Source organism: Gluconobacter kanchanaburiensis NBRC 103587 (assembly GCF_007988905.1).
Lineage (GTDB): Bacteria > Pseudomonadota > Alphaproteobacteria > Acetobacterales > Acetobacteraceae > Gluconobacter > Gluconobacter kanchanaburiensis.
Window position 1 is genome coordinate 102,162 of the sequence record NZ_BJVA01000004.1, and the last position, 25,645, is coordinate 127,806.

23 protein-coding genes are annotated in these 25,645 nt (G+C 60.0%); 13 read left to right on the forward strand and 10 right to left on the reverse strand.

Annotated elements, in window-relative coordinates:
• Positions 1-47: 47 nt before the first annotated feature.
• Complete coding sequence (locus GKA01_RS04885; RefSeq protein WP_146859788.1) at positions 48-998, forward strand: cation diffusion facilitator family transporter; 951 nt, start codon at positions 48-50, stop codon at positions 996-998.
• Positions 999-1,119: 121 nt separating this feature from the next.
• Here GKA01_RS04885 and GKA01_RS04890 read toward each other — a convergent pair whose 3' ends face one another.
• The gene (locus tag GKA01_RS04890) at positions 1,120-1,488 is read right to left on the reverse strand and encodes a hypothetical protein (protein WP_146859790.1); all 369 of its coding nucleotides are present in this window, start codon (positions 1,486-1,488) and stop codon (positions 1,120-1,122) included.
• Positions 1,489-1,566: 78 nt separating this feature from the next.
• Positions 1,567-2,946, reverse strand: coding sequence for a sensor histidine kinase (locus GKA01_RS04895; protein WP_146859792.1), 1,380 nt, complete (start codon positions 2,944-2,946; stop codon positions 1,567-1,569).
• 411 nt (positions 2,947-3,357) lie between these two features.
• Between GKA01_RS04895 and dnaG the strand changes: the two genes are divergently transcribed.
• From dnaG to GKA01_RS04935, 7 genes are all read left to right on the forward strand, one after another.
• Complete coding sequence (dnaG, locus tag GKA01_RS04905) at positions 3,358-5,196, forward strand: DNA primase (RefSeq protein WP_146859793.1); 1,839 nt, start codon at positions 3,358-3,360, stop codon at positions 5,194-5,196.
• Positions 5,197-5,363: 167 nt separating this feature from the next.
• Entirely contained in the window at positions 5,364-7,322 is a 1,959-nt protein-coding gene (rpoD, locus tag GKA01_RS04910; protein ID WP_146859795.1) for an RNA polymerase sigma factor RpoD, read from the forward strand.
• Positions 7,323-7,345: 23 nt separating this feature from the next.
• Entirely contained in the window at positions 7,346-7,921 is a 576-nt protein-coding gene (locus GKA01_RS04915) for a GNAT family N-acetyltransferase (RefSeq protein WP_146859797.1), read from the forward strand.
• Positions 7,922-8,080: 159 nt separating this feature from the next.
• Positions 8,081-8,563, forward strand: a complete 483-nt coding sequence (rpsF, locus tag GKA01_RS04920) for a 30S ribosomal protein S6 (protein ID WP_146859799.1) — start codon at positions 8,081-8,083, stop codon at positions 8,561-8,563.
• A gap of 5 nt (positions 8,564-8,568) precedes the next feature.
• Entirely contained in the window at positions 8,569-8,859 is a 291-nt protein-coding gene (gene rpsR / locus GKA01_RS04925) for a 30S ribosomal protein S18 (RefSeq protein ID WP_146859801.1), read from the forward strand.
• Between the two features lie 10 nt (positions 8,860-8,869).
• Entirely contained in the window at positions 8,870-9,460 is a 591-nt protein-coding gene (gene rplI, locus GKA01_RS04930; RefSeq protein ID WP_146859803.1) for a 50S ribosomal protein L9, read from the forward strand.
• Positions 9,461-9,598: 138 nt separating this feature from the next.
• Positions 9,599-10,819: an SAM-dependent methyltransferase gene (locus GKA01_RS04935; protein WP_146859805.1), complete on the forward strand. Its 1,221-nt coding sequence runs from the start codon at positions 9,599-9,601 to the stop codon at positions 10,817-10,819.
• A gap of 7 nt (positions 10,820-10,826) precedes the next feature.
• Here the strand turns inward: GKA01_RS04935 and rsmA are convergent, their stop codons facing one another.
• Genes rsmA through GKA01_RS04975 form a run of 8 tightly spaced genes read right to left on the reverse strand, consistent with a single transcriptional unit; the run spans position 10,827 to position 20,061 of the window.
• Entirely contained in the window at positions 10,827-11,645 is an 819-nt protein-coding gene (gene rsmA, locus GKA01_RS04940; protein WP_146859807.1) for a 16S rRNA (adenine(1518)-N(6)/adenine(1519)-N(6))-dimethyltransferase RsmA, read from the reverse strand.
• Between the two features lies 1 nt (position 11,646).
• Positions 11,647-13,002 (reverse strand): peptidylprolyl isomerase, encoded by a 1,356-nt coding sequence (locus GKA01_RS04945; RefSeq protein ID WP_146859809.1) that lies wholly within the window; start codon positions 13,000-13,002, stop codon positions 11,647-11,649.
• Positions 13,003-13,004: 2 nt separating this feature from the next.
• Complete coding sequence (locus tag GKA01_RS04950) at positions 13,005-15,329, reverse strand: LPS-assembly protein LptD (protein ID WP_146859811.1); 2,325 nt, start codon at positions 15,327-15,329, stop codon at positions 13,005-13,007.
• Complete coding sequence (gene lptG, locus GKA01_RS04955; protein ID WP_146859813.1) at positions 15,329-16,519, reverse strand: LPS export ABC transporter permease LptG; 1,191 nt, start codon at positions 16,517-16,519, stop codon at positions 15,329-15,331. Before lptG ends, GKA01_RS04950 begins: the two co-directional genes overlap by 1 nt.
• Entirely contained in the window at positions 16,516-17,685 is a 1,170-nt protein-coding gene (gene lptF / locus GKA01_RS04960) for an LPS export ABC transporter permease LptF (RefSeq protein ID WP_146859815.1), read from the reverse strand. The genes lptG and lptF overlap by 4 nt, the downstream gene beginning before the upstream one ends.
• Before the next feature lie 56 nt (positions 17,686-17,741).
• A complete protein-coding gene (locus GKA01_RS04965; protein ID WP_146859817.1) occupies positions 17,742-18,251 on the reverse strand; it encodes a hypothetical protein in 510 nt (169 codons plus the stop codon).
• 2 nt (positions 18,252-18,253) lie between these two features.
• Positions 18,254-19,267, reverse strand: coding sequence for an L-threonylcarbamoyladenylate synthase (locus GKA01_RS04970; protein ID WP_146859819.1), 1,014 nt, complete (start codon positions 19,265-19,267; stop codon positions 18,254-18,256).
• Entirely contained in the window at positions 19,264-20,061 is a 798-nt protein-coding gene (locus tag GKA01_RS04975; RefSeq protein ID WP_146859821.1) for a 3'(2'),5'-bisphosphate nucleotidase CysQ family protein, read from the reverse strand. Before GKA01_RS04975 ends, GKA01_RS04970 begins: the two co-directional genes overlap by 4 nt.
• Positions 20,062-20,253: 192 nt before the next feature.
• On the opposite strand from GKA01_RS04975, the gene GKA01_RS04980 reads away from it, so the two are divergent.
• From GKA01_RS04980 to GKA01_RS05000, 5 genes are all read left to right on the forward strand, one after another.
• Positions 20,254-21,726 carry a leucyl aminopeptidase gene (locus GKA01_RS04980; protein ID WP_146859823.1) on the forward strand — a complete coding sequence of 491 codons (1,473 nt, stop codon included), beginning with the start codon at positions 20,254-20,256 and terminating at the stop codon, positions 21,724-21,726.
• 16 nt (positions 21,727-21,742) lie between these two features.
• On the forward strand, positions 21,743-22,186 hold the full coding sequence (locus tag GKA01_RS04985) for a DNA polymerase III subunit chi (RefSeq protein ID WP_146859825.1): 444 nt from the start codon (positions 21,743-21,745) through the stop codon (positions 22,184-22,186).
• A gap of 84 nt (positions 22,187-22,270) precedes the next feature.
• Positions 22,271-23,395: an aromatic ring-hydroxylating oxygenase subunit alpha gene (locus GKA01_RS04990; RefSeq protein ID WP_146859827.1), complete on the forward strand. Its 1,125-nt coding sequence runs from the start codon at positions 22,271-22,273 to the stop codon at positions 23,393-23,395.
• A gap of 32 nt (positions 23,396-23,427) precedes the next feature.
• The gene (locus GKA01_RS04995) at positions 23,428-24,273 is read left to right on the forward strand and encodes an aldo/keto reductase (RefSeq protein WP_146859947.1); all 846 of its coding nucleotides are present in this window, start codon (positions 23,428-23,430) and stop codon (positions 24,271-24,273) included.
• Positions 24,274-24,358: 85 nt separating this feature from the next.
• Positions 24,359-25,636 (forward strand): hypothetical protein, encoded by a 1,278-nt coding sequence (locus GKA01_RS05000; RefSeq protein WP_244289164.1) that lies wholly within the window; start codon positions 24,359-24,361, stop codon positions 25,634-25,636.
• Positions 25,637-25,645 lie beyond the last annotated feature (9 nt).

Genomic DNA, 25,645 nt, shown 5'->3' on the forward strand with positions numbered 1-25,645 from the left:
CCTCAGGGCCAGCACTCTGGAACCCTGTTTCTTTAAACGAGGCAAGAATGTCGGCAGGTGGTTCAACGCGGGTCGTTTTCATTGCGCTGGGGGTCAATCTCGGGATTGCCTGCGTCAAAGGGGCGGCAGCTCTTCTGACCGGGTCGGCTGCGATGCTGGCGGAGACAGTTCATTCATTTGTCGACTGCGGTAACCAGCTCCTTTTGTTGGTAGGCATGAAGCGGGCGGCGGCTCCGGCGACGAAGGAGCACCCGCTGGGTCATCATCGGGAGCTTTATTTCTGGACTCTGGTCGTGGCAGGTGCCCTTTTCGTGGGCGGTGGGGTCGCATCCCTGCATGAGGGCTGGGAAAAAGTATGGCACCCAGCCGCGATGGAAGAGGTTCGTATTCTGGGGCATGTCTTCCCTGGATGGTGTCTGAATGTTGCCATCCTTGGGATTTCTGGCTGCATGGAGGGTTATGGTTTCCTTGCGGCCATGAAAGCTTTGCCGTCGGGAAAAGGTTCGTTGTGGAGCCTGATCCGGCGCAGTACCGATCCCGGACTGTTCGTCGTATTGTTCGAGGACGGTGCGGCACTGGTCAGTCTTATGATCGCGCTGGTTCTGACCATATTGGGTGTCGTGACCGGTTGGCACATTCTCGATGGTATCGCGTCCCTGCTGATCGGACTTGTTCTGGTGGTGGTGGCCGTGCTGCTGACGAACGAGACACGCTCGCTGCTTGTTGGAGAAAGCAGTCCTGAAATCGATGCTTTCGTGCGCGCAGAGGCAGCCAAACTGCCGGGTGTCGTGGGGGTCAATGAGGTTGTGACGGAGACACGCGGTCCGGGAAGCGTCATTGTCCTGGTGTCGCTGGATTGGGATGACGCGCTGACGGCAGGTCAGGTTGAGCGGGGAGTGTCGGCGCTGGAACGGGTGACCCGGGCGCGATATCCGTCGATACTGCGGATGTATGTCGAGGCTCAGGACCGAAGGGACGGCGCGCCCGTTCCAATCTGACAGGGGCCTGAACGGAGATGGGGCCTTTTTAAGGCGGTCCGCTGGATGGGTACTTGCCCCCGGAAGAGCGGACCTCTTCGGATGGTGTTCGTCCGAAGAGGTCGTTTTAACAGCGTCCGTGTTACTGGGGCTGGACGGGAGCGGTTGCCGGAGCTGTTCCGTCAGGCGCGTTGCTCGTCATCTGGCCTGGCTTGGTGGAGTGTTCCACATCATAGGCCGTAGCCTTTTCCATGTAGGTGCCTTTGGCGCCTGGATGTTCCTGGTCGTAAAGAGCAGCTTTGGCGCGGGCTTCTTTGCGGTAGCGGTGACGGACATACATGCCGGTGACGCAGCCGCCCATGGCGCCGAGAACGCCGTGATGGTTGGCGACATGTCCTCCAACGGCGCCGGCGGCACCATATTTGAGGCAGCCGCCCGGTTCTGCTTCAGCCGTGCTGATCGACGTCGCCAGCAGACCCGCCGCAGCGGCAAGCATCAGGTACTTTTTCATGAACGCTTCCTGTTTTTCCAAGGCTGCCGGAGCACCCGGTAGCGCAGAGACTGATTTAAGCATGCCTCAATGGTGCGCTCAGAACAACCGGGAGGGGCAGCGTACGACGTTTGCGGCAGGCGCATGGAAGGTCCAGGCGAAACCGTCTGTTTCATGGTGGCAGGTGGTGCCCGCGCCGGGAATCGAACGGGGATTGTGTTCGATGACGATCGAGCCAAACCCACGTCGCTCCGGCCTGCGGACGGGCGGCCCCCCGCTTTCCTTCCAGCACATGTGGAAAACGGGGCCATCCTGTTCGGCACGAAGGTCCCAGCTTACGGTCACTGTCCCGGAGCTGGTCGACAGGGCACCGTATTTGATGGCGTTCGTTGTCAGTTCGTAAATCGCCAGTCCAATGCGGTCGGCAGTATCGGGCACGAACTGGAGAGCCGGATCGCCCTCGATCCGCAGGCGCGTGACGGGAAAATCCCCTGCAAGCACCGTTTGTGATGTCACGACGTCCTGGACAGTGGCGCCGGTCCACTCTCCGTGGATCAGAAGATCCTGGCTTCTGGCGATGGAAGTGATCCGTTCTTCCAGAATTTTGACGAAAGCCGCTTTCGGATCGGGAACGGTCCTGCGGATCAGCGCCTGAAAAATGGCGAGCATGTTTTTCGAGCGATGATTGAGTTCGTTGAGCAGGAGGGCGATACGCTGCTCGTTTTCGTGCTGGACCGTTACATCCCGCGAGACGCAGAGAATGGCTTCGACGCAGCCGTCGGGATTGAGCAGGGGGGTAAGCATGTTGTCCCAGTGTCGGGCGCTTTCACCCGGAAGGCGGCTGACGCCCTTGAAGCGGGCGTTCAGGCCTTCGGTAGCGTCCCGCAGGGCCGCGTCTCCGGGGACATGAGCTTCTGGTGGCAAGAGATTGAGCCAGCGCATGCCAAATCCCGTAGCGCTGTTGACGCCCAGAGCATCACAGCCTGCCGTGTTCATATGAACGAGCGTCCCGTCGGTTGCGATTTCCTTGATGCAGTCCACGCTGGCATTGAGCATGCGATCGCGAATATCGGCCTTCTGGAGCAGGTCGTCTTCACGGCTTTTCTGGTCGTGGATGTCCGTCAGGATCAGCAGGCGCGTTGCGTCCTTTCGGGACGTCGACGGTCCCCGGACGATGCGCAGAAGAAACCAGCGTGGCTGGCCGTCCGGAAAAAGGATGCGGAAGCTCGTGGCCCGCGTGGTGCCGGAGGGTGTGTTTTCCCGAACCAGATTGTCGATTTCTTCCTGATCGGGTGTCAGGACGAGCGGGAGCCATGCCGCAAAACTCTCTGCCACGCCCAGTTCTGCGGCATGATGTCGCCATGCTGTATTGAAATGACTGGACCCGGGGCCGTCCGGACCTTCGATGCAGATCAGGTCAGGCAGCAGATCAAAGGCGGGGCAATCGATGTCGGGTATGGCGGTCTGTGTCTGTCCCATGTTTCTTTCTGACGGCAGCGCGCCGTATGACGATGATTTCAGAAACCATGCGCGATACGTTCTGTCGCGCTATGAGGCATCTATCCTCAAAACGGACTTTTCCGAAACCTGTTTCTGACGCGGACCAGGGCAGCAATACGGTGGAACCAGCGAAACGGCCGTGACGGAGGTCATCACAAGCCTGATTGGCGTCTTTGAAGGGATAAGGCACATTGGTCACTTTGATGCCAATTTCCGAAGCGGTTTTCAGGAAAGCTAGACCGTCCTGACCGATCAGTCATTGCGCGGGATTGCTGCTCCTTTCTCCGTGTCACTGTGGACGCTGGCAAAAATTTTCCTGTAGAGAGACGTTATGCTGGCTCTCCTGGCTACGACCCTCTTTTCGCATCCTCTGAAAGGCTCTTCCTGCCCATGGCAATCGACGCCGCTTTTCTGGACGAACTGCGGAACCGGACCCCGCTGCCATCGCTGATCGGGCGCCGGAACAAGCTGGTGAGATCCGGACGGAACTGGAAAACCTGTTGTCCGTTTCATGGCGAAAAAACGCCATCCTTCTACATTTATGATGATCATTTTCACTGCTTCGGCTGTGGCGTGCATGGAGATGCGATCTCTTATGTGATGCAAAGCGAAGGACGCAGTTTTCCGGAGGCCGTGGAGCAGCTTGCATCCGAAGCGGGGCTTGAGGTTCCCAAAGCGGACCCCCGGACCGAAGCCCGGGCGCGGGAGGCCCAGTCGCTGGGAGATGTGCTTGGTCTCGTGCAGGAAAGCTATCGCCGGCGACTGTATCGGCCTGAAGGGCGGGACGGTCTGGCCTATCTGCGTGGACGTGGGCTGACGGAGCAGACGATCGAACGGTTCGGTCTGGGATGGTCGGGGGACGGTCGGCAGTTGCTTGACGAACTGCGGCCTCATGGTGTGACCGTCGAGATGCTGGTCCGCGCGGGTGTAATGCGGGTGGACGAACAGGGGTCTCCGAAAGGGGAACTGTTTTTCAACCGTGTGACATTTCCCATCCGTGACCGGCGTGGGCGCATCATGTCTTTCGGTGCTCGGACACTGGGCGACGGGCAGCCAAAATATCTCAATGGTCCTGAAACGGCCCTGTTTTCCAAACGACGCACGCTGTTCAACATCGATCTGGCCCGTGAAGCCGTCCATCGGGGGGCTGATCTTGTAGTGGTCGAAGGTTACATGGACGTGATCGCCCTTGATCAGGCCGGATTTGGAGGGGCTGTGGCCCCTCTGGGGACCGCGATGGGTGAGGAGCAGCTTGAACTGCTGTGGCGCATGTCTCCGTCACCGATCCTGTGTCTCGACGGGGATGCGGCTGGCGCCAGGGCGGCGCTGCGCGTGTGTGAAGTCTCACTGCCGCTTCTGTCTCCGGAGCGGACGATCCGGTTCTGCCGGCTCGATCCGAAAGACGATCCGGACAGTCTGATCCGCAGTCGCGGCCCAGGGGCGATGCGTGATGTTTTGGCGGGCGCGACGTCGATGGCTGAAGAACTGTTTGGCCTGCTGACGGGAGGGATGGTGGATCCGGGCCCCGATCAGCGGGCCGCGTTGCGGGAGAAACTGGTCGCGTTATCGCGGCTCATTCCGGACAAGGCACTGGCGTCTGAATATCGCAGCACTTTGCTGGATATGTTCTTTGAGCGTTTCAGGAGGAAAAAGAATTTCCCGCGCAAGGGCGGCGAAAGCTTCCCGCTGTCATCACAGGCGCCTGGTGCAATGCGCGACGTGGAGTCGGGGAATCTGGAGCGGCTCAATATCATGACGGCGATGCTGCTGCTTCACCCCGATATCCTTCCGGAAGTGGAGCAGGCTTACAGTGGTCTGCATCTGTCTCCCGAACTGGATCGTCTGCGTGCGGCGCTTCTGGACTGGTCGTGTCAGGAGGATGTCCTGACGGAGGAGAGCTGCATGGTCTGGCTTGAAGAGCATGGGCTGGCGGATCTGGCGAATACCGTGAAAGGTGGACCGCTCCCCCGCAGTGTCGGTGATGGGAAGGTGAAGGACGAGATCCTGAAAGTGGATGTCATTGAAAGCTGGTGGCATTTTTACGCGTTGGTCAATTTCCAGACCTTCGAGCGTGCCCTGGAAGAAGACGTGACCAAGGCGGTTCTGAATGGAGATATGGAGTCATTCGTCGATGAAAGAGGCGAGAGTGCCCTGCGTTTTCCGAGTGCGCTTATGACGCGGCTGCGTGTGAGGGACGCTTTGAAAAGTGGAGAGAGGGTCGGGGAGTGAATGTGGCAGGGAAAGGCCGGCGAGAGTTCATTCGAAACGGAATAGAAACAAATTTTATTCCCGAAAAGGCTGTATTCTTTGGGGAGACAATCTTGACTTCGGGCGAAGGATCGACCACCTGCACGCTGCCGGATTGCTAACTCGTGGCGGAGTGGACGGAGAGACGAATGGCGACGAAAACAGCCTCTGCAACGGATCGGAACGCGCAGGAACAGGAGGGGGATACCACTCTCCTCGATACGCAGTCCGCTGCCGTCAAGCGGCTGATCGCCAAAGGGCGTGAACGCGGACATATCACTTTTGACGAGCTGAACGCTGTCCTGCCGCAGGACCAGATGTCTTCGGAGCAGATCGAGGACGTCATGGCGGCTTTGTCCGAAATGGGCATTCAGGTCATCGAGAACGAAGAGCAGGACGAGGGCGAAGGCGCGGCCGAGAAGGAGTCCGAGAGCGAGAGCGAGGAAGCCGAAGGCCCGCAGGGCGGTAACGTCGATGCGGAAGCAGCCAGCCGTACTGACGATCCGGTGCGGATGTATTTGCGCGAGATGGGGTCGGTCGAGCTGCTGTCGCGCGAAGGCGAAATCGCGATTGCAAAGCGGATCGAGGCAGGCCGCGACGAGATGATTGGTGGGCTATGTGAGAGTCCGCTGACGATTCGCGCCATCATCTCCTGGCATGAGCGCCTTAAGGACGGCGAAATGCTGCTCCGCGATATCGTGGATCTCGAGGCCAGCCAAGGCGGCGGTCCGGACCCGGATGCCGTGGAAGGCGAGGAAGGGGACGAGCCCTCGGAGGAGGACGATGCGTCCGAGGACGAGAGCGAGGATGGTGAGGGTGAGCAGCAGGAAGGCAGTGGCCTTTCGCTGTCGGCTCTGGAAGAGAAGCTGAAGCCGGAAATCCTGGCGCGTTTCGAGGCCATCGAGCCGTTGTATCACAAGCTCCGCAAGCTCCAGATCAAGCGTATCGAGGCCCTGACTGGCGGTGAGGACCATTCCGACAAGTCCGAGCAGACCTATGAGAGCCTGCGTCATGAACTGGTCAGTCTGGTCGAGCAGGTTCATCTGCATAACAACCGGATCGAAGAGCTGGTTGCGCAGATCAAGATGCAGGTTCAGAAGCTGAACAACGTCGAAGGCCGGATGATGCGTCTGGCCGAGAGCTGCAAGATCTCGCGTGATGACTTCCTCATCAAGTATCGCAGCCGCGAACTGGACCCGACATGGCTGGACAGTATTTCCGCGCTGCCGGGTAAGGGCTGGAAGAACCTGACGACCAAGCACATGGACCAGATTCGCAACCTGCGGGGCGAAATTGCGGCGTTGTCGCATGAAACAGGTCTGCCGGTTGGCGAGTTCCGTCGGGTCTATGCGACCATTTCCCGTGGCGAGCGCGATTCTACGCGTGCCAAGAAGGAAATGATCGAGGCGAACCTGCGTCTGGTGATTTCGATCGCCAAGAAATACACGAACCGCGGCTTGCAGTTCCTGGATCTGATTCAGGAAGGCAATATCGGTCTGATGAAGGCCGTGGATAAGTTCGAGTATCGTCGTGGCTACAAGTTTTCAACCTATGCGACCTGGTGGATCCGTCAGGCGATCACGCGTTCCATCGCGGATCAGGCCAAGACGATCCGTATTCCGGTTCATATGATCGAGACGATTAACAAGCTCGTGCGCACATCGCGGCAGATGCTGCATGAGATCGGGCGTGAGCCGGCTCCGGAAGAGCTGGCTGAGAAGCTCGGCATGCCGCTCGAGAAGGTCCGCAAGGTCCTGAAGATCGCCAAAGAGCCGATCTCGCTCGAAACGCCGATTGGTGACGAGGAAGACAGCCATCTCGGTGACTTCATCGAGGACAAGACGGCCGTTATTCCGCTGGATGCTGCCATCCAGACGAACCTGCGTGAAGCCACGACCCGCGTTCTCGCGTCCCTGACGCCGCGTGAAGAGCGTGTGCTGCGGATGCGCTTCGGCATCGGCATGAACACGGACCACACCCTTGAGGAAGTGGGTCAGCAGTTCAACGTTACGCGTGAGCGTATCCGTCAGATCGAGGCGAAGGCGCTGCGCAAGCTCAAGCATCCGAGCCGCTCTCGCAAGTTGCGGTCCTTCCTCGACGATAACTGATCCGTCAGGCGGAAACCACGGCGATGCTGTCTGCTTGGCTCAGGCCGAAAGGGGCATCCACCCGTTTGGCGGTGGATGTCACTTTTCTGGAAAACCGCAGACCCTGTGTATCTCCGGTCCTGCCAGATGGATTTTCCGTGACCCGGGTGACAGGGTGCGAAGCACTTCCGCTTTATCGTGAGCTTTATGCGGCCGTGGGGCGGGATTATTGCTGGTGGATGAGGCGTTCGATGCCGGATACGGATCTGGCGGCCATCCTGGATGATCCTGCCGTTCATTTTATGGTGCTGCAGGACGTGTCCGGTTATCCCGTGGGATTTTACGAACTTGATCTGCGACGGGGCGGGGATGCGAATCTTGCCTATTTCGGTCTGCTGTCGAGGGTAATGGGGCGTGGGCTGGGGCGTGTGTTGCTTGATCATGCTGTTGCGCGCGCCTTCGATGCAGGAAGCTGGCGTCTGAGGGTCAATACCTGCACGCTCGATCATCCGCACGCGCTGCCCAATTACCGCCGGGCCGGGTTTTCGGTTCGGGATGTTGCTTCCGAAATCTGGAATGTTCCAGACGAATATGTCCCGCAAAAGCTGAAGCGACTCTAAGGCAGGGCTTGCTTTTGGAGGCCACGCGTGATTAATGCCGCTTTTCCCTGCCGGGCGATGTGGCATCGCGCCGGCTATACCCGCGCTCTGAGACATGGGCCCTGTTTCCGGCATGGGCCGGAGCCAGTTGCGGGTTGACCCAATCCGAAGGGAGTCTTCATGCCATTGTATGAAAGCGTGCTGATCGCACGTAATGATGTGTCGCAGGCTCAGGTGGAAACCCTGGTCGAGACCATCGAAACCCTGCTCAAGGACAACGGCGGTTCCATCCAGAAGCGCGAGTTCTGGGGGCTGCGTTCCCTCGCATACCGCATCAAGAAGAACCGCAAGGGCCATTACGTCCTGCTGGGTCTTGACTGCACGCCCGACACGCTGCGTGAGATGGAGCGTCAGCTCGGTCTGAACGAAGACGTGCTGCGCGTTCTGACGCTGCGCGTTGACGAGATCGACGAGAACCCGTCACCGGTTCTGGCTCGCAAGAGCGATGATCGTGGCGATCGTGGAAACTTCCGTGGCGGCTCCAAGCCGGCTGGTCGTTTCGAGAGCGGTCGTGGCGGCCCCCGTCGCGGCAGTGAAGACCGTGAAGAGTATCGTGCACGTGGCGAGCATGACGATGCTCGTGAGACGGCTGGAGCGGAGTAAGAACCATGCCCGAGACCAACACTCCCGACGTCAACGAAGTGAACCCGGCTGCCCGTCGTACGGCAGTTGGTGCACGTCGTCCGTTCTACCGTCGTCGCAAATCCTGCCCGTTCTCCGGCCCCAACGCGCCGAAGATCGACTACAAGGATGTGCGTCTGCTGAGCCGCTTCCTGTCGGAGCGCGGCAAGATCGTGCCGAGCCGCATCACGGCCGTTTCGGCCAAGAAGCAGCGTGAGCTGGCACAGGCGATCAAGCGCGCCCGTTTCCTCGCCCTGCTCCCCTACGTCGTGAGCTGAGGAGAGCATCATGTCCCAGACCGCACTGATCCTGCTGCAGCGGGTCGAGCATCTCGGCCAGATGGGTGACCTGGTGCACGTGAAGCCGGGTTATGCCCGTAACTTCCTGCTGCCCCAGGCCAAGGCCATGCGCGCTACGGCTGCCAACAAGAAGCGTTTCGAGACCGAACGCGCACAGCTTGAGGCCCAGAACCTCAAGAAGCGCGAAGAGGCCGAGCGTCTTGCCGAACGTATGCACGAACTGTCCGTCGTCATCATCCGTCAGGCTGGTGACAGTGGAAGCCTGTACGGCTCCGTCAGCACCCGCGACATCGCGGCTGCCGCCACGGAAGCCGGCCTGACGATTTCTCGTCAGCAGGTTGTTCTGGCACACCCGATCAAGCAGCTTGGCCTGACGGAAGCACGCATCGTGCTGCATCCGGAAGTGTCCATTCCGCTGACGGTCAACGTTGCCCGTTCCGCTGAAGAAGCAGAGCGTCAGGCTCGTGGCGAAGCGATTGGCGTGCAGGAAGAGGATGAAAACATCCTTGGTGAGCTGCAGGCTGAGAACGCCGCCGAAGAGGCTGCTGCCGAAGCTGCCGAGGCATCGGAAGAAGCGTAAGGCGTCTTCTGCTGACCTTGTCCTTGAAAACCCGGCCGGGAGTTGTCCCGGCCGGGTTTTTTTGTGGCCGTTTGACTGGCAGGATACAACTGCGAGCCCGGTGAGGCTTTTCCCCGGTATTGGGAACAGGAGATCGGAATGAAACGGATTCTTGATTTTGTCTTGAGGAAATTCATTCAGACGGGAAGTCTGAGAGTCACGTTCAGCGACGGCATTGTACGGGCTTATCGCGGGCCGAAGCCGGGACTGGAAGCTGGTCTGCATCTTCGCACCAAACAGGCTGAGAAAGCGCTGATCATCAATTCCGGTCTGGCGTTTGGTGAAGAGTATATGGCGGGCAGCATTGTGCCCGAAGGCTGTACGCTCGAAACGCTGCTGACGGTCCTGATGGAGAACATCAATGGCCATGGGCATGTGTTCGAGGAGATCGAGGACCGCCTGCGCTATGTGACGCGGGCATGGAAGACGCTGAACTCCCTGAAGTCTTCACGCAGCAATGTCGCCCATCATTACGACCTGAACGGTGCGTTGTACGATCTGTTTCTGGATAAGGACCGGCAGTATTCCTGCGCTTATTTCGAGCGTGAGGACATGACGCTGGAGGAGGCGCAGGTCGCCAAGAAGCGCCACATCGCCGCCAAGCTCAGGCTGGACCGTCCAGGACTTGAAGTGCTGGATATCGGCTGTGGCTGGGGTGGCATGGCGCTGACACTGGCGAAGGATTACGGTGCTAATGTGCTGGGGATTACCCTCTCACGTGAACAGCTTGAGGTGGCGCGCCAGCGTGCGAAAGATGAAGGTCTCGAAAATCAGGTTCGCTTTGAACTGATCGATTATCGCAATCTGCACCGACAGTTTGACCGGATCGTTTCCGTGGGCATGTTCGAGCATGTGGGGCCGCCTCAGTTTGAGATTTTCTTCAAACAGTTGAGGGCCTGTCTCAAGTCTGACGGTGTCGCGCTGATCCATTCCATTGGACGGATGGACGGGCCAGGCACGACCAATCCCTGGATCCAGAAATATATTTTCCCGGGCGGCTACTCGCCAGCGCTGAGTGAGACGCTGGCGGCGGTTGAGCGGTCAGGGCTGTGGATGACGGATTGCGAAGTGCTCCGTCTGCATTACGCGCGGACGCTGGCGGAATGGCGCAAGCGTTTTGATGCGAACCGTGATAAAATCGTGGCGCTGTATGACGATCGCTTTGTGCGGATGTTCGAGTTCTATCTCGTAGGGGCTGAACTGGCGTTCAGGGTGCAGGGGCACATGAACTTCCAGCTTCAGCTCACCCGATCGATCGATGCGGTGCCGTTTACCCGGGATTACATGTTCGAGTGTGAACGGGAAAGCGCGGGTCGGTAAGGCCTTTTCAGCGGCTGGCGAGATTCAGTTCTGCCAGTCGTGCGAATTCGGTGACCGAAAGGGTTTCGGCCCGGCGTGTTGGGTCGATTTCGGCCTGTTCCAGAAGGCGTTCCCCACCAATGGATTTCAGCGAAGAGCGCAGCATTTTGCGACGCTGCCCGAACGCGGCTGCTGTGACCTGCTCCATGGCGCGGAACAGTTGCGGGGAGGGTTGCTCCGCATGGGGGATGATGACGGCGACTGCGGAATGGACCTTCGGCGGAGGCGAAAACGCGCCCGGCGGAATCCGGAGGGCGACCGAGCAGTTCGCGCACCATTGCGAGAGCACGGCGAGGCGTCCGTAAGCCGAACTCCCCGGAGCCGCGCAGATGCGTTCCGCGACTTCAAGCTGGAACATCAGCGAGAGCCGTTCCCATTGCGATGCCTGACGCAGCCAGCCGACCAGCAGAGGGGTGGCAACGTTATAAGGCAGGTTCGCGATGATCTGGCGGGGAGCAGGAGCAAGAGCCGCGGCATCCAGCTTCAGGGCGTCCTGACGAATGACGTGCAGCCGGTCTGGGTGATATGTGGCCAGTTCGTCCAGCAGAGGCCAGGCGCGTTCATCGATTTCAACGACATCGACGCGGCTGGCGGGTGTGTCAAGCAGGGCCCGGGTCAGGCCGCCCGGACCAGGACCGATTTCGATGACGCTTCGTCCCGTTAGATCGCCGCCCAGAGCCGCGATCCGGGCGCAGATGCCCGGATCGAGAAGAAAGTGCTGGCCGAGAGATTTCTTCGCATCCAGACCATGGGCCTGGATGGTGTCACGCAGGGAAGGAAGGGACACGTCAGTTGAAGGCCATCTTGGCGGCGGGACGCATTTCGATGATGGCACGGCGTTGAAGGTCACGCTGGAGCTGGCGGGAGGCCTGTTCGACACGCTCGTTCATGAGTTGATCAGCGATTTCGCTTGGGCTCTGCTGAGCGAGATTTTTCTGCTGACGGTCACAGACCATCAGAAGAGCGATGCCATCCATCGAAACCAGCGGACGGCTTACCTTGTTGGGTGGCAGGCTTTCGAGGACTGCTTTCATCTGCGGCATCAGCCGTTCCATAACCTGCGAACCAGGATTGCCGGGACGCTTTTCGCCCAGCGACTTGTTCAGGGCTTCCATTTCTGGGCAGCTATGGATGGTTTGAACGGCAGCTGTCGCCTTCTGGAGGGCGGTTCTCTGCTGCTCGGTTGGGTTCTGCGGGTTCAGGGGCGTATCGAACGGGAAGAAGGCCTGCCGCAGGTCGAGGACCGTACCCATCTGCTTTCCGACCACGCGTTTGGACTGGACCGTGGCGATTACGAAGCCACCTGCGACCTGGATCGGATTGGAAATGGCGCCAATTGGCATCTGGCGGACAATATTGACGACCTGTGGGTCGAGATTGTCTTCCTGCACCCAACCCATGGAGCCGCCATCAAGTGCAGACTGTGCCTGCGAGAACTGTGCCGCGACGATCGGGAAGGGTGCGCCTTCGCGGAGCTGCGAAATGATGGTCTTGGTGAAGGCAAGCTCGGCTTCGTCATGGCGTGGATCGGCCACCGGGACGAAAATTTCGCTCATGAAATACTGGGCGCGTCCTTGTTCCGCCTGCAGAGCCTGCTCGCGCTGACTGATCTGGGTGGCGGTGATTCGGCCTTCCTCGCCCAGCTTTTCACGCAGAACCTGCATCCAGCCGATCTGGACGCGGATCTGGTCGATCAGGGTTGTCAGGGAGACGCCATCAGTGGCGAGACGGTCGCGCAGGGCATTTTTTGGCATGCCGTTACGCTGTTCGATATTGGTGATGGCGCCCGCGATCTGGTCCGGCTCCACATTGATGTGACGCTTGAGGATCTCCTGTGTTTTCAGGCGTTCGTCGATCAGCTGGTGGATGATCTGGCCGCGCATACGGCTCATGATCTCGGGACTAATGGGCAGGCCGGTGGAGAGCACGAAAAGCTTTGCGCGGTTATCTACGTCACGCTGGGTCAGCACCTGTCCGTTGATGACGGCCAGGATCTGATCCTCGGGTGGCTTGGCTGCCGGTTTGACGGCAGTGGCCGTTTTGGCGTCCGCCTTGTGCTGGACGGAGGCCATGGCCGGAGTCACTGCCGAGAGGGCGAGGAGGGCAGCCAGGGCCTTTGATGCGGTGCAATGGGTCTTGGACATGCTCAACCGTTGATTCCGAAAGTGCCGATGGTCTTGAACGTGAAGTTGAAGAGGATCGTCTCGTTACGCTGTTCGCCGCCGATACGCGTGTATTGCTTGATATACATGATATCCAGCCCGAAACAGTCATTGGAATAGCCGATCGTCCCACCATTTGCGACGAACTGTTTCCGCGAGAGGCTGCGGCGGAAGAACCCTGAGGCGTGATAGTTGCGCCAGCGGGTTGAGAAACCGCCTGTCACTTCGCTCGTCTTGACCATGTAAGGCGCGTTCGGTCCGTACTGTCTGAAGTCGGTAGCGTAGTAATAATACGGGGTGACGGGCGCGTAGACGTATCCGCCTGTAAGGTGGAAAGTGGGAATGCCCGTGCTGATCAGGCCTTCGCCGTAATCGAACTGGTGCGTCCATGGATTGAAACGGCCGCGCGCCGTAACGTCGACATACTGGTTTGGGCTGACTCGTAGTCTGCCAACCGGGTCCGACAGATGATGGTCGAGGCCGGAGTAGGGCAGGCGGTTACGGGTGATATGTTCTTGAAAGCTCTCACCGACGAGCATGTCGATGGCGTGGCCGTTCCAGGACCAGTTCTGATGGATGCCAACATTCGCACGGAGGCCGCCGTCGAGACGGTCCGTACCGAGATAGCGGTTGAGCGAGAAGAGGGTCGTGTCCGTGAATTCGTAGGCCAGACTGTCTTCGTTGGGCAGGTTGCGGTTTTGCGAATTGCCGGTGTTGGGGGCGGCAATGATCTGGGCGATCGGCTCCAGAATCTGTGAGCCGTGTCCCTTCGCAAAGCTGCGCAGGAACGGCCAGTTCATCCGCAGGGCGATGGTCGGCTGGACCTGTCCGACGAGATGGTTGCCTCCGGCGCCCGTGTAATAGGTGGGCTGCTGATAGGCCCGTGTGGCGTGATACACCATCGAATCAATGCGGGCTGTCAGCAGGAACTGCTGACCCAGCCTGTTATGAAAAGGGCGATCCCACTGGATGGCCGCTTCGCCACGCTGATCGTTGATGCCATTCTTGCGGTACAGGTTGAAGTCCGTGGTCTGCACGCTTAGGCGTCCGCCGAACATGTCCGGCTGCCCTTGGAAGGCGTAGGTCAGGCGCGGCAATGCCCAGGGCAGGTCCGAGTTGCGGATGACGCCCTGGTTCAGACCTTGATAGGCCTGAGCGTCGAAGCGCAGATAGGAGCCGACACCGTATCCTGCGAGGAACAGGTTGGAGTTCAGCATTTCCGAACCGTATCCGGGTACACGGTAGTCACGCATGTAGTTTGCGGAACTGGCGACGTTGATATTGGCGCCAGCCTGCCAGTGACGGTCAATGGCGAAATTGCCGCGTCCGAACACATAGCCCTGCAAGCCGTACTGGCTGGAGGAGCCCACGTTGTTGCCGAAGGTATTGGTGAACCGGCTTTCGTCATGGGTATCGTAGGCGATGCCACCGGTGACGTCGATCGCGCCGAAATTGAGGCGGTTACGATACTGCGCCGTCAATTCGGGCCCAGTCTTGGTTGAAACGAGGCCCCGGACGGTCAGGTCCTGTTGCTCGTCGATCGCCCAGAAATAAGGAAGGGTGAAATATGTTCCAAGGTAACGGTCATGCGGACTGATGCCGGGCATGAGGAAGCCGCTCTGACGTTTGACCGAGGGGTCAGTCATTGAGAAGAACGGGAAATAGAATACGGGAAGGCCCAGCATCTTCAGCCACGCATGATCAAACTCAAGCCGCTTGTGCTGAACATCCTGGGTCGCGTCGAAGGCCTGGAACTGCCAGAAAGGAGGCAGATCGGGATTTTTCTCGCAGATCTTGCAGGCCGTGTAGACGGCATGGGTCAGGTCGTTCAACAGGCCATTCGTACGACGCATGCCGTTGCCGGCGAGTTTGGCGTTGTCTTCCATGCGGATGTAGATGCCGCTGCCGATGCCATCATGCATGCCATGGCTGAACTCGATATAATCGGCGTAGGTCGTACTGCCGTCGGGTTCCATGACCGCGACATTGCCCCTGGCCGACAGGATCCCAGTGCTGCGGTCATAGGTCACGCGATCAGCACGCATGGCGTGATCGCCCTGCCAGATCCGCACGTTACCGTCCCAGGTAATCAGGCCGTTTTTCGCATAGCTTTCGCTATCGGCAAGATAGGTCAGGGGATCGGTCTGTGATGTCGGTTTGCCGATGACGATGACATGGGAATTGTCGCGCTGCATCGTGTTGGCAGACATCTTCTGCGGCGCCACGAGCGCGGTTCCAGCCATCAGTGTGGCACTGACGAACGAAGCGCGTCTGCGGGCGCGCGTTGGAAGCCACAGGGGCACCGTCATCAACCATCCTCCATGTGCAGCAGGAGCGCTACGGCAAGGCAGAGCCCCGCACCCGTCGGCGCCCATGCCGCTAGAACCGGCGGCAGGGCCCCGGATTCACCAAACTGTTCGGCCACTTTCGAGATGGTGAACAGCGCAAAACCTGCGGCAATTCCCGATCCCAGCATCCGGGCCACGCCGCCGCGCCGTGTCGGACGCATCGAGAAGCCTGCGGATACCAATGCCATGGTCCCGGCCAGAATGGGAAGGGCCAGCAGTGATTGGAAATGAAGTCTGTGCCGGATCGAGGGAAATCCCGAGCGCTCCAGAAGGTTGATGAACCCTGGCAGCGCGAAGACTGACAGGGTATCCGGCGAGGCAAAACTTTCCTGAACACGGCCGACCGTAAGGTCGGATGGCAGGGTCATGTCTCCGACGCGTTCGGGAAGATGGTCGGGATGCAGCACCGATGTGTCGTGAAAGAGCCACTGATGATCGCCCAGTGTCCCTTCCGGCGCCTCGACACGGACGATCAGGCGGTCCCGGTCATCCAGACGGAAAATCGACACGCCCGAGACTCTCAGTGTGCCTTTGATGAGATGGACGTCCTGGGCATGGAGGATCGCGACGCCATGAGGCACCAGACCCTCATCGGCCTGCCGGAGCCACAGGGCGCCTCCATTAAGCGTCAGGGGGCCGCCACCCGTGCGCAGATAGGTCTGATCAAGCATTTCCGCGCTGCGGAACATGTCCGAGGACAGGGCGGAAACGCCGGTCGTGGTCAGTAGTCCTGTCAACAATGCACAGGCCAGGGGGCTGGCAAGGAATTGCCATGCGGAAATGCCCGCCGCGCGTGCGACAATTAGTTCAGAGGAGCGAGTCAACCGAGAGAAGCAGACAATTCCACCCAGCAGGATACCAAAGGGCAGCACATAGATGACGTAATACGGTACGTGCAGCGCCGCAATCTTGACGACCAGACTGGCCGGGACGTTGGGGCGCGTTGCCGCGCGACGCAGCAGGTCGATGAAATCGAACAGCGAGACCAGTCCCGTGAGTGCCAGCACCATGGAGAGCGTGCTGAGCATGAACTGCCGCGCAATATAGATTGCAAGCGTCGTTGAGAAGCCGGCGTGCTCATCGCGTGTGTTGAGCACCTGAAACAGGGTGGTCAGCCAGAGGTCGGGGCGGAACCTGGACAGGGCTCTCATGGAGCAGGCTCCGCGGAAACCGGTCTTGCCGGGGCGTTGCGTACACTGCCGGTCCATTGTTCAAGGAACAGGAGGACCGCGCAGACGATGGCGGGCAGAACGGCTTCGAGCCAGATCAAGGGGACGAGTATCAGATGGCGTCCGGCAAGGTTCTGCAGCACCAGTGATGCGGCGAGCAGTCCGACGACCGTAAGAATGGCAGTCAGAGGGCGCGTGATGTTGCCGTGACGTGAAAAGGCGCCGCGCAGTACCGTGACGAGTCCGATCATGGCAAAGGACAGGACTGTCAGCGGGGAGGTCAGTCGTCGCCATGCAACGACTATGTTTTTCCCGCGATCGCGTTCGGAAACCTCATGCAGATCAGGATGAAACAGTTCGTGGAGCGACATTTCGTCAGGATCGCGGTCTTCGTGACTGTTCTGGCGCGATGAGGTGAGGTCGATCGTGTTGCGCCCGAAAGTCAGTACGTTCAGCCTGCCGGTGTGGCGGTCGATCTCCTCACGCGAGCCGTCATACAGGACCACGCGTGGCTGGTCATCGACCACGAGGAGCGTGCCGCGTTCGGCCAGGATCGTGGTGTGGGAATCCGGATTGCGGTCATCTTCTACCAGAACTCCGTGCAACTGGCCGTCGCTGGTTCGGCCGCGCACATAGACGGTCATGTCCCCAGACAGGCTGGTGAAAACCCCGTCCTGAAGAAGGAAAGCTGCCATGCGGTTGCGGATCTGGAATTCGTAGCGGTGGAAGGCATGGTACGAGACGGGTGCCAGCCACAGCGTCAACACGTAGCACAGCACGACCGAGAAGAGAGCGCAGAACAGTCCCGGACGTGCCAGTTCCAGTGGTGAACGTCCTGCTGCGCGCATGACGGTCAGTTCCCGGTCTCCGACCATGCGCTGATAGGTGAAAAGTACTACGAGAAACGTCGTGATGGGCAGAATGACCGCAATGAAGGACGGCAGCATCAGTGAGGTGAGCTGGATGAAAACCCGGAGCGAAAGACCGTGCTGGACTACCATTGAGACGAAATGCAGCGACTGGGTCAGCCAGATCAGTGCCGTGGCACCTCCGGTCAGCGCCAGCAGGGCGATGAGGAGCTGACGAAGAATGTATCGGTCGAGCAGAGGAAGGATCTGCCGCCCGGAAGTACCGGAGGATGAGGCCATGGCCGTTCATCTATCCCTAGCGCGTGGCGGGAGGAAGGCAAAAAACGAAACAGTTTCTATCGAAGATAGGAGGCCCGGTCGATGGGCGCGCTTCTAACGGTCAGGCTGTGGTAGAGCTGGGTGGAAGCGATCCCCACCAGCAGCCCGGCGCCTGTGGCAAACACCAGGGCAATATAGCGCCACGGTTTCTGTATCCGCGTCGTTGCCATCTCCATCTGAAGTAGTCCCATATCCATCTGGCAGCGGCTCAGACGGCTGCGTGCCGCATGGGTCTCCGTCTCGCTCTGGGTCAGACGGCGTTGCAGGGTGGAGATTCGTTCTCTCAGATCTCTTTCACGGTCCGATGTGTCTGTGCGGGAGGTGGTTCCGATCCCTGTGGCGAGCAGGTTTTTCAGAGCCCCGCCCGTGACGCCGTCACGTCGTGCCATCTGACGGATCCGTTCGAGCGCAGTGGCCGCATGGCCGGGCTGTTCGTCGAGGACGAGCGCCAGAATATCGCACAGGATCTTGACTTCCCGGGGGGCCATCCCCGCATCCATGTTTTCGGAATCCGGCGCACGGGCCATGGTTAGGAAGGCGCCATGGTGTCAGGGCGTGGCTCTGCGGCGCGGCGCAGACGGTCGCGAATGGCAAGGCCCAGCCCGTGACGGGGGATCGGCAGGGCGGCAATCCCTGTCAGTCCTCGCCGGAGACCTTCCGCGTCCAGAAAGCGAAGACCGGCGAAGAGACGAGCCGCGGCCTCTTCAAGATTGCCGCTTTCACTCAGATTCCAGGTCAGGCCCGCTCCTGGCAGCACGGCACCGAAAGCGAGCTGTGCTTCTTCAGGACCAATGGAGGTGGCGTCTAGCCTGACGGGAAGGTTGGGCGCGTAATGCGAGGCCAGCCGCCCCGGGGAGGCGGGAGCGATTTCCGAAAAATCATCAGGCTGGTGCACTGGGCCGCAAAGTTCGGTCAGCTCCTCCAGCGTCACGCCGCCGGGGCGCAGCAGGACAGGGACGTTGCGTGTGAGGTCCAGAACGGTGCTTTCCACTCCGATGGAGCAGGGACCGGAGTCCAGCACAGCGTCAATGCGGCCATCCAGCGAACGCAGGACATGAAAGGCATCCGAAGGGCTGACCGTTCCTGAAACATTGGCGGATGGTGCGGCCACGGGGGCGCCGACTTCTCGCAGCAGGGCCAGTGCGGTTTTGCCGCGCGGTACACGCAGGGCCAGCGTGGACAGGCCGGCAGCGGCCAGGTCCGACACTGTGGAGTCTGGCGAACGGGGAAGCACCATCGTGAGCGGGCCGGGCCAGAAGCGTTCGGCCAGCGTGTGGGCAATGTCCTTCATTCTGCCGCTCAGGGACGCCTGTGCGAAGGCACTTTCAGCATCCGGGAGGTGGCTGATGAGCGGGTTGAACCGGGGACGTCCCTTGGCGGCGAAAATTTTCGCGACAGCCGTATCGGAGGACGCGATGGCGCCAAGCCCGTAGACGGTCTCTGTGCCGAAAGCGACGAGTTTGCCGGCTTTCAACAGTTCGGCAGCCCGGTGGATTCCTGCGGGAGTTGCTGTCAGTCGTTCGGTGTAAGGCAAGTCGCTCAAGATGCGCCTCCGGTGCAGTAAAATGAGCCATTGAGGCGGCCCGGCTTGCCATAGCGCAGGGGTTTACCGTTTTCGTCGAGGATTGCTCCGCCCGCAGCTTCGAGAATGGCCTGCGGAGCAGCCGTGTCCCATTCCATGGTCGGGCCGAACCGGGGATAGAAATCCGCCTCGCCCTCCGCTACCCGCATGAACTTGACCGAGGACGACAGTCTGTCGATGGACGCGACTTTGCGACCGGCAAGCCAGCGGTCCAGCAGCTCGGGGTCGCCGTGATGGCTCGATGCGAGAACGCGCAGTCCTTCTGGCGGTGGCGTGGCCGTGCTGATCCGGGTCGTATGGGGGCCATCCGAACGATGGGCGCCAAGCCCCTGACCGCCGCTGTAGATCAGTCCATAACCTGGCAGCGCGACGACGCCCAGAACCGGTCGGTCATGACGGACGAGACCGATATTGACGGTGAAATCCCGGCCTCCCGATGCAAAACCCCGCGTTCCGTCAAGCGGATCGACGAGCCAGTAGGCATCCCCGCCGTTGATCCGGATTCCGACAGACGCTTCCTCCTCGCCGATGGCGGGGATGGCCGGGCAGGCCGCGCGCAGGCCGGTAAGGATATGATGTTCCGACGCGTGGTCGGCTTCGGTGACGGGAGACGCGTCGCTTTTGATGTCCGTGCGAAATCCGCGTTCACGAATGGCATTGATGATGTCTGCGGCTTCGGCGGCGAGCCGGATGGCCAGAGACAGGAGGGCGGCGTTGTCGTCGGCGGAAACCGTCACGGGGGAGGCGGAAGTCATTTCCCGAGCGTACCTCAAGACGGCCTGTGCGTCATGTGCTGATACGCTTTCATGGCCATGGACAGGACGCGCAGCAAAAAGCTGCGCATTGAGGGGGCTTTCGTCTTCCGGGGTGGGGAGAGGACTTGTGTGGGCGGTCACCGTTTCCGATAACAGGTCAGCGACCCTCATGTTTTAGACGACAGGACGATCATGCTTTCAGTGATTTTCGATTCTCTTCCAGCCTTTTCTGTGGATGCGCCCAGAGCTATTGTCCTGCTTTGCGATACGGCGTCTGGCGAGACGTTTGCGGCACTGGACAAGGCTTCAGCCGGGGCGGTTTCGCGCGCCGTTGCGTTGAAAGGTTTCAAGGGTGAGGCCGGGCAGAGCGTGGTGCTCCCTGCTCCAGCCGAAGGGCTGGCGCAGGTCGTACTGGCCGGCGTGAAACCCAAGGGTGGTGCGGCGATTGATGCCGTGGCCATCGAAAATGCGGCCGGTCGAGCCGTTCGCCTGCTGGAAGGTGTTGAGGGTGCGGTTCTGGGTCTTTCTGAAGGGCTGGAGCAGTTTGCTCCGGACGCGGCTCTGGGAGCGTGTCTGGCATCCTATGATTTCGACCTGTACCGCACGAAAAAGTCCGACAGCCGGCCGGTTCTGAAAACGCTGCATGTTGCGGTTTCCGACGTCGCGGCTGCGCAGGCGCGGTGGGTGGCTCTGGATGCGGTGTCGCAGGGTGTGATCCTGACGCGGAATCTTGTGAGCGAGCCGCCGAATGTGCTTTATCCCCAGAGCTTTACGCAGCGGATTGAAGAACTGCGTGAACTTGGCCTGACGGTTGAGGTTCTCGACGAGAAGGCTATGACGGAGCTGGGCTTTGGCGCGCTGCTGGGTGTGGCGCAGGGCAGCGTCCACAAGCCGCGGACGGTGATTGTCCGTCACGATGGCGGTGGCAGCGAGGCGCCTCTAGCCTTCATCGGCAAGGGTGTCACGTTCGATAGTGGCGGCATTTCCATCAAGCCTGCGGCTGGCATGGACGAAATGAAGACCGATATGGGCGGGGCTGCGACCGTGATTGGCCTCATGAGTGCTCTGGCCCGTCGCAAGGCGCCGGTTAATGCGATTGGTGTCGTCGGGCTGGTCGAGAACATGGTGTCCGGCGGGGCGCAGCGTCCGGGCGATATCGTGCGGGCCTATGACGGGCAGACGATCGAAGTGCTGAATACCGATGCGGAAGGACGTCTCGTCCTGGCGGATGTACTGTCTTATACCCGCAAGCGGTTCAACCCGAAGCTGATGGTCAATCTGGCGACGCTGACGGGTGCGATCGTGGTCAGTCTTGGTTATGAAAACGCGGGTCTGTTCAGCAATAGCGATGCTCTGGCCAAGGGGCTGGCCGAGGCCGGAGCGCAGGTGGGTGAAGGTCTGTGGCGGATGCCGATGGGTGAGGCCTATAATCGCGAACTCGACTCTGATATCGCTGATATGAAGAACATCGGCGGGCGCCCGGGCAGCGCGATCCTTGCGGCAGAGTTCCTCAAGCGCTTTGTGGGCGACACGGACTGGGCGCATCTCGATATCGCAGGAACAGCCTGGAAGACCAAGGCCTCCGCTATCGCGCCGAAAGGTGCGACGGGTTTCGGCGTGCGTCTGCTGGACCGCTTCGTGAAGGCCCACGAAGCCGACGCCTGAGGAGCGGGATTGTATCGTGGATGTCGGGTTCTATCATCTGACGCGCACACCTCTTGAAGAGGCGCTTCCGGCCCTGTTGGGCCGGACGCTGGATGCGGGGGAGCGGGCGGTCGTGCGCTGTCCAGATGCGGCTGCGGTCATGGCGCTGGATGCAGCGTTGTGGGCATGCCGAGACCCGGTCTGGCTTCCGCATGGTACGGCAAAAAGCGGCCATGCGGCCTGGCAGCCGATCTGGTTGACCGAGGGTGAGGATGTGCCGAACGAGGCGCGGTTCCTGTTCCGCGTGGATGGCGCCGGGGGTGAGGAGTTCGCGTCCTTTACGCGGATTTTCGATCTGTTCGATGGCGGAAATCCGCAATCTGTTCAGCGAGCAAGACAACGTTGGGTAGCAATGAAATCTTCCGGTCACAATCTCGTGTATTGGAAACAGGAAGAGCGGGGCTGGAAAAAGGCAGGGTAAGGTTTCAAATTGTGTCCAAGACCCTTGATGGAAGATGCTCCGTAACCGGGGTGCTATTCATTTCACTGGAGAGGACGCCTGACTGTGCCAGAGCCTACGAATTCTTCCCTCAAGCCTTTGAAAACTGATCTTCGTCGCATCGATATCAATCCCGATTTCTGGTATCCGCTGGCCTGGTCGAAAGATCTCAAGCGCGGAAAGACGGTCGGGCGGCGGTTCGGACGTCATCCGATTGCGTTGGTGCGTCCTGAGGAAGGCACCGTCTTTGCGCTTGAAGACCGGTGTGCCCATCGTCAGGTTCCGCTTAGCCTGGGCAAGGTCAGCGGTGAGGCTGTCCAGTGTTGTTATCATGGCTGGGCGTATGGGCGGTCAGGGCGATGCATTGATGTGCCGTATCTTGGCAAGGGTAAATTGCCCAACGGCGTGAGGACCTATCCCTGTCGTGAAGCCGGGGGAATGATATTCATTTTCCCGGGTGATCCTGAAAAGGCGGAGAGCGTGCCGCTGCCGCCTTTGGCTCAGGTCGATAATCCGGCGTTCAAGACACGGCGTTTCAACCCGGTCGTCAAATGCCACTACACGTTCATGCATGAGAACCTGATGGACATGAACCATCAGTTCCTGCACCGCCGCCAGATGGGGCAGATTCGGGCGCGTTTTTTGGGGCAGGACGCGGGTGAGAATTTTATAGAGGCGCGATACAGTTTCGCGCGGACCGGCAACGAGCAGCCTCTGGCCGAACGTCTGATTTTTGGCAAGCATCATGACGATCCGAACCGGGAGCAACCGGTCGAGGAAATCGTCAGCGTTCGCACGACCTATCCGTATCAGAGCCTGAAAATCCACGACAAGGACGGCGACCTGATCATGGAGCTGTTCAGCGTCTATGTGCCCAACAGTGCTGACGGCATGAGCACGCAGACTTTCGGCCTGCTGTCTGTGCTACGACCGAAGACGCCGTTCCTCATTGACGTGATCTGGCCCGCGCTGGGGATTTTTACGCACCGGATTTTTGAAGAAGACCGGGAAATCATGGAACTGGAACAGAATGCCTGGCGTGAACTGGGGGGCGATCACAACGTGGAAGTGTTCCCGATCGTGCGCAAACTGCGCGACCTTCTCGCGCGCAACGGCGTCACGGCCGGAACGGATACGGGGATTTCGGGGCAAGTCTCTCGGGAACAGGTGGTCGATCCTGCCGTTGTCTGAGAGACATCTGACAACAGGAACAGGAAATGCTCATGAAAACGGTCACGCTCAGGAATGGTGTCACGGTTCCCGCGCTGGGCATGGGGACGTGGAATGTCGGAGACAGTGCGGCACGTCGCACGGACGAGATCGAGAGCTTGCGTCGGGGTCTTGAAGCCGGTCTGCGGGTGATTGATACGGCTGAGATGTATGGCAACGGTCGTTCAGAAACGCTGGTGGGCGAGGCCATCGCGGATGTGCGCGACGATGTCTATCTCGTCAGCAAGGTGCTGCCGTCCAATGCGTCCTATGATGGCGTCCGCAAGGCCTGTCGCCGCTCCCTGAAGCATCTGGGAACGGACTGGCTGGACCTTTACCTGTTGCACTGGCGGGGTGGCACACCGCTTGAGGAGACAATCCGCGCATTTGAGGATCTTCGGGAGGAGGGCCTGATCGGGGGATGGGGGGTGTCGAATTTCGATATCGATGACATGGAGGAGGTCGAGAGCCTGTCCGGAAGCTGTCTGGCCAACCAGGTTCTCTACAATCTGGAGCATCGCGGGACAGAGTTCGACCTGCTTGAGCATGACCGCGAAGAAGGTACGGTGACGATGGCCTATTCCCCGCTCGGACAGGGCGGTGAACTTCTGGATCATCCGGCTCTGAAGGAGGTTGCTTCGCGGCATGAGACATCTCTTGGGCCGGCCGACGCCGCGCAGATTGCGCTGGCCTGGGTCCTGCGCCGGCCCAATGTCATGGCCATTCCCAAAGCGGGCTCTCCGAAACATGTCGCAGGAAATCTGGCCAGTCTGGAGATCGGTCTGACGGCGGCGGACCTCAAAACGCTGGACAATGCTTTCCCTCCGCCAAAACGCAAGGTATCTCTCGCCATGATCTGACGGTCGCGATGGTTGCGGCCCGTTCTGACCCGAACTTGCGGAACGCACCCTGCATATCCTGACCGCCTTTTTCCATGTCGATCCCGTGTCTCTCTGCCTTGCCGCACTGAGCATTCCTGTCAGTCTGCAAAATGCGGAGGGTGGACGGTCGAGACGATCCGCCATCGCCAGTACGGTAATTCTTCTGGCGGGGCTCGTGGCGATTCTGACTCTCTCGCCCGCCGTTCTGGCGATTGCAATCGGAGTGCTCGCGACTCAGGATCGTGATGCCTGTCCTGCGGTTTGGAGCGTTCCGACCCTGCTGCTGAGCGTGCTTTTTCCTGGTCAGACGCCTGTTCTTCTGGCGCTGATGCCGGTTTTGTTCTGGTCGGCGCTTGTGCGTCGCGGAGGGAAAGGCTCACCTGGTTTCATGAGCCTTCTTGGAGCCTCTCTGGTCTGGCATGCGCCGGGCGCTATTGCCTTGGAGCTTATTACCGGCCTTGAGATCGGTGTGCTGGTTCTCGTCGGATGGTCGATATTCGGAGCACGTCGTCCGGGCGATCTGGGGCTTCTCCGGCCTGTGCTTCTGATGGGACTGGTGACTGCTGCGCAGGCTGAAGGTCTGGCGGACTGTGCGCGGATTGCGCTGGAAGCCCTGTTTCTTGATCTTGCGCTGCGAGGGGTGTGTTCCGTTTTGGCAGACCGCTTCCCGGTTCTGTTGATGGCTTGTCTACCGCTTCCTCTTATGCCTGGACTGGCTGTTCTCTGGCTGGGGATACATGCGGCGCTGGGGCTGTCGGCGGGTGTTGAAGGGTGGAGTGTTCCCGGTGTGGCGGTTGCGCTTTTGCTGGCTGTGCTGGGTTTGTCGGATATTCTGGTTTTCGGGGAGATGTTTCGCACGCGACAGGGGCGTGTCACGGGCCCGTCGGTCCTGCTTCTCGGTGCGACTGGTCTGCTGTTTCCCGCGCTTGTTCTTGGAATCGTGAGTCCTGTCCTGCATGCGATAGGTGGGACATGGGTCTGGCCCGTCTGGTATCTGGGCGGGGGGGACGGGGCTCATTTACCTGTGATGGCGATCGTGCTTCTTGGTGCGGCGATCTGGATCGGGCTTGTGCGCCCCTGGCGGATTTCTGGTGGAATTATCCACCTTGCCTCAACCCTCGTTCCCGCGCTTGTGACTTTTCTTTCAATTGGAGACGGACTGTTCGGGGAACCTCCCGCACTGGGCTGGAAAATGCGTCGTGGCATCGTTGCAGGGCGGAGGCGCCTCGGGATGCTGAGGAAGATGGAGGCTCCGGTTCTTCCTGATCTGCATCAGGGGGCGATTGGGCTGTGGCTTGTCCTGCTTGGTCTTGTCCTCGCGGTGCTGGGGGTGATGGCCTGATGCATGAAA